Origin of the sequence: Sphingobium sp. CFD-2 (assembly GCF_024611135.1) — a bacterium.
GTDB lineage: Bacteria > Pseudomonadota > Alphaproteobacteria > Sphingomonadales > Sphingomonadaceae > Sphingobium > Sphingobium fuliginis.
This window is the reverse complement of sequence record NZ_CP084407.1, coordinates 304,970-317,317: the sequence shown is the minus strand read 5'-3', so window position 1 is coordinate 317,317 and position 12,348 is coordinate 304,970. Positions and strand designations below refer to the sequence as shown.

Below are 12,348 nucleotides of genomic sequence, written 5' to 3'. Positions count from 1 at the left end.
CCACGCGACCAGGCCGATCCACCCCCTCGGACGCCGCGTCGGGCGGGAAAGGCCGCATGGGGGGAGGGGCACAGGCTCCTTCTGCGCCGGCTACCGCTGGACCCTCAAATCCAGCAAGGGCTGAGCATCGACCATCTACATAATTTCATAACCGTCACGAGATTAGAGAGGGGTGTCTTCAAAACGGGGGTAATGATGGTTCGTTCGATTGTTGGGCTTATGCTTGCCGGCGCATGCTTGACCGGCTGCGGTAATGTGGGGAGCCCATTCGGCGAAAAACTCAGCTGTTCATCGGCACCAGGGCAGGACACCACCATCTCGATCATCAAGGAAGAGGTCGAGAAGACGATTTTCGCTGGTAGCCAGGAAGCCTATGGTGCGGTCATATCGAAGTCCAAAATCCGCGCGGCGCTTGACCAGATCAAATTTGCGATCGAGGATGTGCGAACCTCGAAGGAAGATCCGAACAGCACGAAGAAATTCTGCACCGGGAAGCTGAAGGTCGTCTTCCCCGATGCGATGATCACGGACGCCGACAAGACTCGCGAGCTGCAGGGGGTCAACAAAGTGTCCGAGTTTGCAGACAACAGCGGCGCCGAGCGCGAGGCCAATGCATTCACGATGGACATCGACTTCAATGTCCAGCCGACGGACGATGGCGAGAAGGTCTATTCCGAGCTGGAGAATGCCGATGCGGCGCCGACGTTCGTGAGCGCCATCCTGGGCGGCCACCTTGGGTACAAGACGGTGCAGCAATCGCACCAGCAAGAGCAACAGCAGACGCAACTGGCCGAGCAGCAGGAACAGGCGGCGCTTACCGAGCAGAAGCAGGCCACTTTGGGCGAAGCGAAAGCAGAGTTCGACCTCTCGACCCAGACGATCAACGCGATCTGGGGCGCCATTCCATCCGATCAGCGTGATCAGCTTCTCTCGCTCCAGCGCGCGTGGATCAAGAAGAAAACGGCCGATTGCAAGGTTGAGGCAGCGCAGGCATCGCTCGATCCGGCAGAGCGGGAGTCCACTCGTCTCCGTTGCGAGGCTCGGATGAACACCGAACGGTCGGGCCAGCTTCGGCGCTTCACCTATGGTAACGACAATGGCTATTAAGCTATGGGCTCCGCGCCCTTGATTTTGCGGTGCCTCGAGGCCAGGCACCGCTGCCCTGGCGGTGCCTGGCCAATAAGGGTCAGATGCAATCCTCGTGCGGCTGGAAAGACGCCCGCCCGGACGGTCGAGGACTGGCGCCCACCGCCAAAAAAGGTTCCAGGTGTTTCGCTCTTCCGCCAGGGTCGTCCGAAGCTGGGGCGCAGACACGAGAGGACCCTGCGACAGCTCTGTTGAGGATCACGAAGAGATGCTGATCACTCACGACGAGTCGGGGAGTGCGCCGGGAATCTGCCCGCGATTCCTGCCCGCCCATTTCTGAGGCGCCGGCGGATCTCTCGATTTTTGATGGGCAGGACCGACGAGGCGCTTGAGGAAGTGACGCGGTTGGCGAGCAGGCTCCGGGCTGCTGGCCCGGTCGCGTCCTCGGGGTGGCTTTGCGCCGGCAACGTTATCCAGGCTGATCGGGCTGCACATAAGGTGGCGCCTGCCGTGCGCGTTTCTCCGCCTCGTTGATCTGGGCTCTGCGTGCATCGTTCGCGGCCTCCTGCGCCATCGTCTCCCACCGCTGCGCAGCCCTTTCATGCTGCTGCCGGCGCAAGGGCAGGGGCTCGGCCGCAGCAGCAGCACGTTGGTCGACGGATCGTTGGCGATAAATGTCGGCAAGACTCAAATGACAGCTCCATTTCGATCATCATTTGCTCGCTCGATCGGGTGCGGCTGGAGAGCACAAGGTCCAAGCCTTCTGACGCCACCTGCGCGGCTAAATGCCATCTTGCCTATACACATGCTTTCTGAAATGCTAATAATTAACTATGATGTTTAAAACATCAATCCTCGGCATGGCTTATCGCGGTGTTGCGCGTTGCGCGCTACGGCGCGGCGCTGGAAAATCGGAAAGGGACGGGATTTGCAGGACGTCGTCATTCTATCTGGAGCACGCACCGCGATTGGCGATTTTGGCGGAAGCCTCAAAAGCGTTGCTCCTGCGGAACTGGGGCGTATCGTCATAGATGCGGCGATCCGGCGTGCCGCACTTCAGCCTCACGATGTTCAGCACGTCGTGCTGGGTCAGGTCATCCAGAGTGAACCTGCCGACATGTATGTCTCTCGGGTGGCCGCCATGGCAGCGGGCATCCCGGACCGGACACCCGCTCTCACGCTCAATCGCCTGTGTGGATCGAGCGTTCAGGCCATTATTTCAGCCGCGCAGATGATCGCTCTTTCGGAGTGCGAGATCGTCTGGCCGGTGGTGTGGAGAGCATGAGCCAGTCGCCCCATGTGGTCAAAGGGCTGCGCTGGGGCCGGCGCATGGGCGATGAAGCGATGGTCGACGCGATGACGGCGGCACTGACCGATCCTTTTGGAGCGGGGCATATGGGGGTTACCGCCGAAAATATCGCCCAGAGATATGATATCACGCGCGAGATGCAGGACGCATTGGCGGTTGAGAGCCATCGGCGTGCGGCGCGGGCGCAGAGCGAAGGCCGGTTCGACAGCCAGATCGTGCCTGTTGAGATCAAGGCGCGCGGAGCCGTCAAATCGTTCAGCCGCGACGAACATGTTCGTGCCGGCGTGAGCGCCACCGATCTTGCTGCCCTGGCCCCTGTTTTCCGCAAGGAGCAGGGGACTGTGACGGCGGGAAATGCCAGCGGACTGAATGACGGCGGCGCGGCGCTCGTGTTGGCGTCGGGGGCGGAAGCCCAGCGTCGCGGCCTCACGCCCATGGCGCGCATCCTTGGCTGGGGACATGCCGGTGTCGCGCCAGAGGTCATGGGGCTGGGGCCGGTTGAGGCCGTGCCGATCGCGCTGCGCCGCGCTGGACTTACGCTCGCTGACATCGATGTGATCGAGGCCAATGAAGCTTTTGCGGCCCAGGCCTGCGCCGTCGCCAGGCTGCTCGATTTCGCGCCCGAGAAGGTCAATCCCAATGGCAGCGGCATCGGCCTTGGACATCCGATCGGCGCGACCGGAGCGATCATCACCATCAAGGCGATGTATGAGTTGCAGCGGGTGGCGGGCCGCTATGGGCTGGTCACGATGTGCATCGGCGGGGGCCAGGGAATAGCCCTGGTCATCGAGCGCGTCGGAAGCTGAGTTCTTCAGCCGTGATGACGCATGCGGCGGGATCGGCCGCATTTTCGCGCACGGCCGGCAGTGGCGCGCGCTTGCGCTGTCCGGCTGCGCGCCACCTGGCCCTGGGAGCTTCGCTGTGGACCAGCCGCTGCGAGCGATGGCGTGCCTGACCATTGCGATCAGGAATTCGATGGGGATCGGATGGTCGCCTACAGCGACGATGTCGTGCGCGTCCTCGATCTTTTCGCTGATTTCGACGGCAGTGGCGCGCAAGGCGGAACTGCGCCTTATCCGGCATTCGATAGTGGTGAATCTGGAGATCTCCCCCCGCCGATCAACATTGCGCTTGCGGCACCGATCGGAGCCAACGGGCCGCTCGTCTTCGACCTGGGGGATATGCGGACCCTGTTGTTCAATTCCGTCATCATCCAGAGCGGGATGCGGATCAGCGATCCAGTTCGGCTGATTTTCGACTATACCCAGATGATGATGGCGTTTCTCCTCTTCCACGAGGCGCCCGGCGCGATCGAAATGATCGGTCTTGGTGGCGGATCCCTTGCAAAATACTGCTATCACCACCTTCCCGACAGCCGGATTGTTGTCGTCGAGATCGATCCTGACGTGATTGACCTGCGGCGCCGCTTCGGGATTCCTGACGATGATCACCGGTTCAGCATATTTTGTGCCGATGGGGCCGACCATGTCCGGATTGACCGGTCGCGGCCCGACGTCATTCTCGTCGATGGTTTCGATGGGGACGGCCAGGTGCCACAGCTTTGTTCCGAGCGCTTCTACAACGACTGCTACAATCGGTTGAACCCGGGTGGCCTCCTCGTGGTCAATCTGTGCGGGGACCAGGAGGCTGATTATATTGGCCCGATGGCCCGCATTGGGCGAAGCTTTGCGGAGAATGTCGTTGCGGTGCCAACTGAATGCGGAGCAAACAAAACTGTTTTTGCCCGCAAGACCGCGGCATTGGCTTCATCGCCCGATGAGCTTCGGACAACCGCGGGGCAGCTGGCGCGGTACCATTCCGTCCCGTTCGAAGCGCTGGCGGAGCGCATCGTCGGCGAAATGAGCGCAATCCGTCCTGAATGAAGGGACTGACGACCACTCATCGACAAGCCTGGCATACTGTCGGGCACTGAGATGCCCATTGTGATCAACCCGACTCGGAAAAACATAATCGTCCACCGTGCCACCTCGCTTCTCAAGCTATGCTATTAGGCTGATCCGGGTGTCAGGCAACAGTTCGAGCTGAACAGGTCGACCCGTTTTTTGTTGCATCTCGATTGCCCGCATTCGGATCTGTCCGCCGCTGACAAGAACGCCGATTTTCATGCGCACGAGATCGCAGCCACGGAGCTTGCTGTCGGTCGCCAGGTCGAACAGCGCCCGATCTCGCAATCGGCGGCGTTGACTGAGGTAGAAGCGGATTTCCCATATTTGCTTTGGTTTCAGCGCACGCTTCGCCCCGACGGTCCGTCCAGCATTCCAGACTGGGCGTTTTGTGGTAGGGGGTTCAGTTGCGATATTTCCATGATGCTTCTCCAACGGCCTGAGTGGCCACCTGAAGAACGTCTGTCGGCCTGAAGGAGGAGAGTTAGGAGTTGTTCTCGGCCAATGAGGCCATTCAGCAAAATTTCGATCGACCCCAATACCGGTTATTGGGTTCGATTGTTCGCATTTGCGCACTCTGGGACGGTCCTTGGGTGTGACAACCGTGTCTGAAAACGATTTCGCGCTGTCGATTGCTCCCGGTTCGTATGCAGTCAAGTCAATAGCCGTATCCACCGAGTGGTTGATCAGGGCGCGCTGTCTTCGCGGAAGCGATCCATCTGGTGCATCCGCTCGTGCAGGAGCGTCACGATGCCGACCGTGCCATCGGCAAATTGGCGCCAATAGATGTAATGATGCGCGTGCCGACAGTAGAAGCCGTCCACACCGAACTCGGCCGGCACCGCGCGCCAGAGCTGATCGCGGCGCACGATACGGTCGAAGCACCCGAAAAGCTCCCGCACATAGGTTTCCGCCTGCGCTTCGCCCCAGGTGTCGCGGGTATAGACGTAGATCTCGTCCAGGCGTTGCCCGGCGATCACCGAGACCGTGAAGCCGGTCATGTCAGACCCGATGGTTGCGCGCGATCACCGCGTCCGCATCGAGCGGCGCATAGCTGGATTGGGGCGCGGCGAAGGCCCGGGTTAACTCGGCCTTGAGCCGATCGAACTGCTCGGCTTCGGTTCGCTCCTTGTCGCGACGGATCAGGTCGCGGACATATTCGCTGACATTCTCATAGGCACCTTGGTCGCCGACATTGGTGGCGACGAAATCGCCCAGCGTGCCGCTGATGCGGACATTGAGGGTCATGGGCTTGTTCATTTGTCTCAATATAGTGGAAGGATGTGGACGCGCAAGCCGCTTCGCACGGCGCGAGGTGAACTGTCGATCAATCGTTCAACCGTGCAGTCGCGACCAGGTGTCGCGGTTCCTCCGTGGTGGCGCGAACGTACACATCTGACAGGAGCCGCTGTTCGAGCGTTATGAACCCTCCGGCCGGCAGCCGCCCAAACCGTGACGTCCTCTGCCCGCTTTGTCCTCCTGTAGCCGGCTGCTCAGAGCGTTAGTCGGCAGTCCCGTTTCGCCATTTTCAGCAGTCGATTTCGGGACAAGGCAATTGGGAACAGGTTATGGGATGGCGGTTGTCGTGACCGATTGCCCGATCAAGCCTTCCGAAACTGCCAGAGAGGAGGACATTCTGGTCGCCATCTGACCCCTTCCGGTACCGGCGTCCCCGGCTCGGCAAGCGGCCTTCCGTGAAAATCAGTCACTGGTCGCGAAGGCCGTTCACGCATCGTCGTTCCCGCGAAATACATTCACTTGACCTCGACCGCTTGCGAAGAGCGTGCACGATCTGCGAATATCGTTCACCGTCGCGGCATGAGGCAGGTCCGGTGAATGACGACAGAGCAGAGGTCACCAATGTCCCGAACCTTCACCCAACAGGAATTCTACGACTTGGTGTGGTCGAAGCCCATGACTCATCTGGCGAAGGAATTTGCACTTTCCGATCTTTCGCTGCCCGCATGCGGCATTGCGGATGATGCCGTCTGGTCTGGGATGGCCTATTTTTGACCAAAGAGTTTCCCCGCCATTCCCACCAGGTCGCCGAGCGGATTGCCCTCGCCACCAGCATCGAGCATGTCTGCGAAATTGCCAAGCGAACCCTCGCCGCCAATGGCGTTGACGATTTGACCAAGAACCACGCTGTTCACGCCCGTGCTTGCCGAGGCAAGTTCCACCGTGTCCCCCTGCATGGGATGCGCCTTGGCCAGGGCCAGAATGGCTGCTTCCGCTATTTTGGGATCGATCCCAAGCGAGCTGGCGAGGTTTGCAATATCGCCGGGTGAACCGGCAATGGTCTTCATTATGCTGTCGATCAGGCTCATCTGGACACTCCTTTGCATCGTTTTGCATGGGCTCTGTCATCCCAGGCCCCGCGACAGATCGTCTGCGCCCTTGTTCTCAATGATCTGCGCCGTCGCCACCGATGTTCGCCAGGGATTCCTCGGGTGCAAGAAGCAGGCGCCAGATCAGGGCGCCGATGATCCCGCCGGCCAGCGGCGCCAGCCAGAACAGCCAGAGCTGACCGAGCGCCTCTGTCTGGGCAAAGAGCGCTACGCCTGTGGAGCGGGCGGGATTGACTGAAGTGTTGGTGACCGGAATCGAGACCAGGTGGATGAGGGTGAGCGCCAGGCCGATGGCCAGGGGCGCGAAACCTCCAGGAACGGCTCGCGACGTGGATCCAAGGATAACGATCAGAAACCCTGCCGTCAGAATGATTTCGGTGAGCAGAGCCGCCTGCAGCGAGTAGCCACCGGGAGACAGGTCGCCAAAGCCGTTCGACGCGAACGCGCCAGCCTCGAAGTTCGCCTTGCCTGACGCGATGGCATAGATCGCCGCGCCTGCGGCCACGGCCCCAATGACCTGAGAGATCCAATATGGGATCAGATCCTTCCACGCGAAGCGGCCTGCGGCCGCAAGGCCAAGGGATACCGCCGGGTGAAATGCCCACCGGAGATTCCGCCGACCGCATAGGCCATTGTGAGAACCGTAAGGCCAAATGCCAGCGCGACCCCGGCAAAGCCAATGCCAAGGTCGGGATAGGCCGCTGCCAGCACCGCAGAACCGCAGCCGCCGAATACCAGCCAGAATGTGCCGAAAAACTCTGCACTCAGCGTCCGTATCATGACAGCTCCTCCCGCTGTATTATAAATCTAGGTTAATAGCTTGACCTGCTGGTGCAATGCCTTTTGTTCCACTCACGCAAGGTGCGCCATTTCAGCACAGAAGACGGAACGCCGATTGCCCAAGGATCGGCGGGGACAGGGAGTATGCAACAAGGAAAATTATGGATAACCGCATTAATATTCATTTTCTTATTGAGCATTGATATGGCCATGTTGCTGTCTGCTACAGACGCAAGGCCGATCTGATGTATAAATATGATGACTATGACCAGGCCATGGTTGATGCTCGCGTCGAGGAGTTTCGCGACCAGACCCGCCGCCGGATCGCAGGCCAGCTCAGCGAGGACCAGTTCAAACCGCTCCGGCTCAAGAACGGCCTGTACCTCCAGCTCCACGCTTACATGCTGCGGGTCGCGGTTCCGTACGGCACGCTCAATTCCAGGCAGATGCGCAAGCTCGCGCACATCGCGCGTACTTATGACCGAGGATATGGGCATTTCACAACGCGGCAGAACATCCAGTATAACTGGATAAAGCTCGCAGAGGCGCCCGACATCCTCGCGGAACTGGCGACGGTCGAAATGCACGCGATCCAGACTAGCGGCGAGAGCATTCGCAATCTGTCGGCCGACCATTATGCTGGCGCTGCTCCCGACGAAATCTGCGATCCGCGCCCGTGGGCTGAACTGATCCGCCAGGCGACCACCTTTCATCCGGAATTCAGCTATTTGCCGCGCAAGTTCAAGATTGCGGTGATCGCAGCGAAGGAGGATCGCGCCGCCTTGCGCTGGCACGACTGCGCCTTGCGCATCGTCGAGAATGAGACGGGCGAGCGAGGCTTCGAGGTCTATGCCGGCGGGGGCATGGGCCGCACACCCTTTATTGCCTTTCTCATTCGCCCCTTTTGCCCGGCTGGCCAGATCTTCTCCTATATCCAGTCGATCCTGCGCGTGTGGAATCGCCATGCGCGGCGCGACAACATCCACAAGCAGCGCATGAAGATTCTCGTGCATGAACTCGGCGAGGATGAGTTTCGCCGCCAGGTTGAGGCCGAGTTCGAGCATTTCCTGACGCTGGGCCGGGATTTCCCGCAGGCTGAATATGACCGTATTGCCGCACATTTCGAACCGCCGCCCTTCGAGACGGGTCTCACCGAAGCGATCGATCGCTCCGATCCGGATTTCGCTTTGTGGGTCGATCGGCAGGTGGAAGCCCATAAGGGGCCCGGCTATGCGATCGTCAATATCAGCCTGAAGCCTGTCGGGGGGATCGCCGGCGACATCTCGGCGGAGCAGATGGAGGTGGTGGCCGATCTTGCCGAGCGCTACAGCTTCGATGATCTGCGCTCGACCCATGTCCAGAATCTCGTGCTGCCGCATGTGCGCAGGCAGGATCTTCACGCCGTCTGGAAAGCGCTGGACGCGGCGGGGTTGGCGGGCATCAATCTCGACCTCGTCACGGACATCATCGCTTGTCCTGGCCTTGATTATTGCACTTTGGCCAATGCGCGATCGATCCCCGTCGCGCAGCAAATCGCCGATCGCTTTGCCGAGCTGGACCGGCAGCTGGATCTGGGCGAGCTCAAGATCAAGATCTCAGGCTGCATCAACGCCTGCGGCCATCACCATGCGGCGCATATCGGCATATTGGGCGTCGATCGCAAAGGGACCGAACATTATCAGCTGCTCCTGGGCGGGTCGGCGGCGCAAGACGCCTCACAGGCCAGGATTACGGGTCCAGGTTTCGACGAGACCGGCATTGTCGATGCGGTCGAGCGTACCATCGAGCGCTACCGTCAGATCCGCGAGCCGGGCGAACGCTTTCTTGATTGCTACCGCCGGGTAGGAATGGACCCGTTCAAGGAGGCGATCTATGGGTGATCCCTTGCGTTTTCGCGACGATCCGGCTCCAGATAAACCCGGCGTCACCCTGGATGCGTTTCTCGACCAGAAGGATGCGACCTCGGTTCTTCTCGAGGCAGGCGACGACGTCCGGATGCTGTTACCGGTGCTGGATCGGGTGCGTCTTGTGGAGATCGATTTCCCACGCTTCCGCGATGGTCGCGGATTCTCGAGCGCAAGCATCCTGCGGGAGGCGGGCTATACCGGGGAGATCAGGGCGGTCGGCGATGTATTGGTCGATCTGCTGTTTTTCATGCGTCGCTGCGGGTTTGACAGTTTCGAGCCTGACAATCCCTTCGATCCGGTTGCTGTCGAGGCAGCGCTGAGCCGCTATCCCGGGGCTTATCAGTCCGCGACCGACGATCTGACGCCGATTTGGGCATTACGGCAGTCTGCAACCGCTTAGCCGGCGGTTCCCATGAAAGGGCGGCGATCGCCATTTGCCCGTTTTCGGCACCCGGATCCAGGAGGCATCAGGGTGCTCGCATCATAAGCGAGGTGGCGGGCCGATAAACATCGCCGAGCGACCAATGCTCGGGCTGATCGATATTCAGGCGCCATTCGTTCTGGGCCGGTCATGGCGCGGGATGCGGATGTTCCGACCAAAGACCCATATCTTGAACCTAGCTGCACAGGCGCTCCGATGGACGGCCGCTCCCGACGTCGCCTCCTAACGGCATCGCGGGCGCTGAGGCGGGTCATCGGCCCGATCACGCATCCTGTGGGCACAGCAGCTTGACCCGGTCAATCATTTCAGACGCTCCGGAAATCTCGAATGCCGAATGAACTTGTTGGCCGCGATAGGTAGTCACTGTTGCAAGGAGCTCCTTGCCCCCGTTCAGGAGAGCTCCAAACTCATTGACGGCGGACATGCCCAAGGTGAAGGCGGAATGCTTGCCATAATACCACCTAAGCGTCTCCGCCGGTTCTCCATCGATCTGGAACATTATTTCTCCCTTTCCGCGTCCTTGAAGGCTGCCGGGAGCGCTGAGAAATTTGTCGGTTATAAGCCTGAACCGGACCGGCACGCTGCCGCGGTTCGAAACCGAGCAAGCGAAAGAGAGGATCGCGTTCCCGTCCCTCGAATAGACGGTCCCTTCCGATTTGCGTTTGTCAGTCATGACGGCGGCATTCTCTGAGACCTTCCACGCGCCTATCGTTTCAGATGACGTTGCTGTGGCCATGAGGAGAAGAGACGAAAACATCATTTAGTCTGCCTTATTGAAAACATGTTGTCCGCCGCGCCAGGGATTTGACAGGTAAGTGCGATAGCCGCTGCTGGAAAAGAAGAGGCGGGCGTCGCGCCCGCGCATGATATCGCCAATACCCGATGTCTTCAATTCAGCACCCTTCTTGGAACTTTGTTGTCCTTGAAAGCCGCGCCGCAAGGCTAACGGGCGAGGCAGTATCAATGCCGATGCCTTCGTTGTCGATTGTCAGGCGAATTTGCTCGGCGCTCTCAACGCTCGTCTCGTCGTCCCTTTGCCGCCGATGGACCAAGCCCCGATCCTGTGGCGGGGTTGATCCGATACTGGAGTCGATGGAGCGCGGCTGGTGATTGTTAGGCAGTTCGCCGTGAGCCTCTCGACCCGCGGCTGAAGCCGGTCAGTGGCTGCTATGGCCGTGTTTCGCCGGGGTACCCGGTCGCAATCCCGGGCCAAGTGCTGCTGAAAGGAGCCGGCGCCGGGGTTCCCCGTGTCGTCAGGGGGAACCGGAGCCGGCACGGAGCCCAATCACGAAGGGGACTATGGGGTAGGCGGATCGGGTCAACCTATTCCAGCCGCGAGTCCCGAACATGTCGAAGAATTTGTCGCATGGGTCCAAGCATTCAGTCTCCCATTGCCTCGAAAGCGCGACACGGCCCGCGAACAATCGATCTGATTGTTGCGAAAGGTCTCACTGTTTCGCGTGGGACGAGGTGTCCTACCAACGCCCATGTGGCCTAAGGCCGGCTGTTTCCCCGCCCAGCAATGCTTATCTGACCTGGAAGGAAAGCAAGCGCGATTGCTTGAGGAGATCATGACGTTCTGCTGCCGAGCGGGCGTTCGGGGCGCACCGCAAACGGCCGCTCAAGTGTAGCGGTTGGGGTGGATGCGGCGGCCGGTTAGCAGGGATCGCCTGGTCAAAGCCGTCTCTTCCTGCGGCCATGGCTCAGTCATCGGAATCGAAGCTGCGATTCTCGCGGCAGTGCCACAGGCGCAGAAATGAAGATGATTGCGTCAGGACTGACGGCGCAGGCGCAATGCCGCGCACGGGGGCCGGTGGCAAGCCGAAACCAGGTTCGCGCGTCTCCATGAAGCGATCGAGACAGCCTGTGGCCAGGGACGCTTCATCACTCAAGCTGCGGTCCGCGATCCGATCCGCGGCGATGCCGGGCAGGCATGCGAAGCATATCGGATGGATCAGGTAGAGCACTGCGCCGGAGAGCCTGCACGCGTTTGCGCAGCTGCACCAGGCCTTCGCGGTCGCTTACCACCGCGCCCGGCACAGAGGCGGCGGTTCCAGGGGCTTACGCGTCTGGGCCGAGATGGCGTCCCGGGCCGGCTGATACAAACCGGGACATAATAGCATCGAACCGGGCAAATCCATGCGACACGCAGGCTGCATCTTCCAATCAACGCCGCAGATGGCGCGACACGGAGAAGTTACTCATGAAGACGTTCATCATCGCCGCCCTGGCCGCCTCGATCGCCGTCACCCCGGCCATGGCCGCACCTTTCCAGCACAATGGCGGCCATGGCCGCGTCGTCCAGAATCACCGTGTGGTTCAGAACCACCGCGCGATCCGTCCGGTCCAGTACCGCGCGCATTGGAAAAAGGGCGAACGGTTCGATTATCGCCAGGCCCGCAACTATCGGGTGGTCACAAACTATCGTCAGTATCACCTGCGCGAAGCGCCCCGCGGCTATCGCTGGGTGCAGTCCGGCAACGACGCGGTCCTGATCGGGATCACCAGCGGGATCATCGCCTCTGTCCTGGCGGGCGCTTTCCACTAAAAGGCCTTTGATCCAACGAATTTG

The 12,348-nt window shown here is 60.4% G+C and carries 13 protein-coding genes and 3 pseudogenes; 8 read left to right on the top strand and 8 right to left on the bottom strand.

Annotated elements, in window-relative coordinates; all coding sequences use genetic code 11:
* Positions 1-192: 192 nt before the first annotated feature.
* Complete coding sequence (locus LDB29_RS26925; protein ID WP_257558226.1) at positions 193-1,107, top strand: lysozyme inhibitor LprI family protein; 915 nt, start codon at positions 193-195, stop codon at positions 1,105-1,107.
* Between the two features lie 448 nt (positions 1,108-1,555).
* Here LDB29_RS26925 and LDB29_RS26920 read toward each other — a convergent pair whose 3' ends face one another.
* Positions 1,556-1,777, bottom strand: a complete 222-nt coding sequence (locus LDB29_RS26920) for a hypothetical protein (protein ID WP_257558224.1) — start codon at positions 1,775-1,777, stop codon at positions 1,556-1,558.
* 237 nt (positions 1,778-2,014) lie between these two features.
* Between LDB29_RS26920 and bktB the strand changes: the two are divergent.
* Positions 2,015-3,201: pseudogene (gene bktB / locus LDB29_RS26915) on the top strand (beta-ketothiolase BktB).
* A gap of 180 nt (positions 3,202-3,381) precedes the next feature.
* Positions 3,382-4,278: a fused MFS/spermidine synthase gene (locus LDB29_RS26910; protein WP_257558222.1), complete on the top strand. Its 897-nt coding sequence runs from the start codon at positions 3,382-3,384 to the stop codon at positions 4,276-4,278.
* Positions 4,279-4,290: 12 nt separating this feature from the next.
* Here LDB29_RS26910 and LDB29_RS26905 read toward each other — a convergent pair.
* A pseudogene (locus LDB29_RS26905) lies at positions 4,291-4,572 on the bottom strand (integrase); the annotation flags it as partial.
* On the opposite strand from LDB29_RS26905, the gene LDB29_RS26900 reads away from it, so the two are divergent.
* Entirely contained in the window at positions 4,459-4,773 is a 315-nt protein-coding gene (locus tag LDB29_RS26900) for a hypothetical protein (protein WP_257558553.1), read from the top strand. The pseudogene LDB29_RS26905 and the gene LDB29_RS26900 overlap by 114 nt on opposite strands.
* Positions 4,774-4,985: 212 nt before the next feature.
* On the opposite strand, the gene LDB29_RS26895 is transcribed toward LDB29_RS26900, so the two are convergent.
* Both LDB29_RS26895 and LDB29_RS26890 read right to left on the bottom strand, forming a co-directional pair.
* A complete protein-coding gene (locus tag LDB29_RS26895) occupies positions 4,986-5,300 on the bottom strand; it encodes a type II toxin-antitoxin system RelE/ParE family toxin (RefSeq protein ID WP_257558220.1) in 315 nt (104 codons plus the stop codon).
* 1 nt (position 5,301) lies between these two features.
* On the bottom strand, positions 5,302-5,547 hold the full coding sequence (locus LDB29_RS26890) for a type II toxin-antitoxin system ParD family antitoxin (protein WP_373886390.1): 246 nt from the start codon (positions 5,545-5,547) through the stop codon (positions 5,302-5,304).
* A gap of 612 nt (positions 5,548-6,159) precedes the next feature.
* On the opposite strand from LDB29_RS26890, the gene LDB29_RS26885 reads away from it, so the two are divergent.
* A complete protein-coding gene (locus LDB29_RS26885; protein WP_257558217.1) occupies positions 6,160-6,312 on the top strand; it encodes a hypothetical protein in 153 nt (50 codons plus the stop codon).
* Here LDB29_RS26885 and LDB29_RS26880 read toward each other — a convergent pair.
* Both LDB29_RS26880 and aqpZ read right to left on the bottom strand, forming a co-directional pair.
* On the bottom strand, positions 6,303-6,626 hold the full coding sequence (locus tag LDB29_RS26880) for a hypothetical protein (RefSeq protein ID WP_257558215.1): 324 nt from the start codon (positions 6,624-6,626) through the stop codon (positions 6,303-6,305). The two genes, LDB29_RS26885 and LDB29_RS26880, sit on opposite strands and share 10 nt — an antisense overlap.
* Positions 6,627-6,702: 76 nt before the next feature.
* A pseudogene (gene aqpZ, locus LDB29_RS26875) lies at positions 6,703-7,427 on the bottom strand (aquaporin Z).
* A 245-nt stretch (positions 7,428-7,672) separates the two neighbouring features.
* On the opposite strand from aqpZ, the gene LDB29_RS26870 reads away from it, so the two are divergent.
* Together LDB29_RS26870 and LDB29_RS26865 are read left to right on the top strand one after the other, a co-directional pair.
* The gene (locus LDB29_RS26870; protein ID WP_257558213.1) at positions 7,673-9,307 is read left to right on the top strand and encodes a nitrite/sulfite reductase; all 1,635 of its coding nucleotides are present in this window, start codon (positions 7,673-7,675) and stop codon (positions 9,305-9,307) included.
* The gene (locus LDB29_RS26865; RefSeq protein ID WP_257558211.1) at positions 9,300-9,734 is read left to right on the top strand and encodes a DUF934 domain-containing protein; all 435 of its coding nucleotides are present in this window, start codon (positions 9,300-9,302) and stop codon (positions 9,732-9,734) included. The genes LDB29_RS26870 and LDB29_RS26865 overlap by 8 nt, the downstream gene beginning before the upstream one ends.
* Positions 9,735-10,038: 304 nt before the next feature.
* Here the strand turns inward: LDB29_RS26865 and LDB29_RS26860 are convergent, their stop codons facing one another.
* Positions 10,039-10,536 carry a hypothetical protein gene (locus tag LDB29_RS26860; protein ID WP_257558209.1) on the bottom strand — a complete coding sequence of 166 codons (498 nt, stop codon included), beginning with the start codon at positions 10,534-10,536 and terminating at the stop codon, positions 10,039-10,041.
* Between the two features lie 943 nt (positions 10,537-11,479).
* Positions 11,480-11,743 (bottom strand): hypothetical protein, encoded by a 264-nt coding sequence (locus LDB29_RS26855; protein WP_257558206.1) that lies wholly within the window; start codon positions 11,741-11,743, stop codon positions 11,480-11,482.
* Positions 11,744-11,979: 236 nt separating this feature from the next.
* Here LDB29_RS26855 and LDB29_RS26850 point away from each other — a divergent pair, with 236 nt between their 5' ends.
* On the top strand, positions 11,980-12,324 hold the full coding sequence (locus LDB29_RS26850) for an RcnB family protein (protein ID WP_257558204.1): 345 nt from the start codon (positions 11,980-11,982) through the stop codon (positions 12,322-12,324).
* The last annotated feature ends 24 nt before the right edge of the window (positions 12,325-12,348 follow it).

Excerpts from the sequence above, each read along its gene's own strand:
- LDB29_RS26895 (WP_257558220.1), bottom strand. The coding sequence starts at position 5,300 with ATGACCGGCTTCACGGTCTCGGTGATCGCCGGGCAACGCCTGGACGAG.
- LDB29_RS26910 (WP_257558222.1), top strand. The coding sequence starts at position 3,382 with ATGGTCGCCTACAGCGACGATGTCGTGCGCGTCCTCGATCTTTTCGCT.
- LDB29_RS26885 (WP_257558217.1), top strand. The coding sequence starts at position 6,160 with ATGTCCCGAACCTTCACCCAACAGGAATTCTACGACTTGGTGTGGTCG.
- LDB29_RS26850 (WP_257558204.1), top strand. The coding sequence starts at position 11,980 with ATGAAGACGTTCATCATCGCCGCCCTGGCCGCCTCGATCGCCGTCACC.
- LDB29_RS26865 (WP_257558211.1), top strand. The coding sequence starts at position 9,300 with ATGGGTGATCCCTTGCGTTTTCGCGACGATCCGGCTCCAGATAAACCC.
- LDB29_RS26925 (WP_257558226.1), top strand. The coding sequence starts at position 193 with ATGATGGTTCGTTCGATTGTTGGGCTTATGCTTGCCGGCGCATGCTTG.
- LDB29_RS26870 (WP_257558213.1), top strand. The coding sequence starts at position 7,673 with ATGTATAAATATGATGACTATGACCAGGCCATGGTTGATGCTCGCGTC.
- LDB29_RS26880 (WP_257558215.1), bottom strand. The coding sequence starts at position 6,626 with ATGAGCCTGATCGACAGCATAATGAAGACCATTGCCGGTTCACCCGGC.
- LDB29_RS26890 (WP_373886390.1), bottom strand. The coding sequence starts at position 5,547 with ATGACCCTCAATGTCCGCATCAGCGGCACGCTGGGCGATTTCGTCGCC.
- LDB29_RS26860 (WP_257558209.1), bottom strand. The coding sequence starts at position 10,536 with ATGATGTTTTCGTCTCTTCTCCTCATGGCCACAGCAACGTCATCTGAA.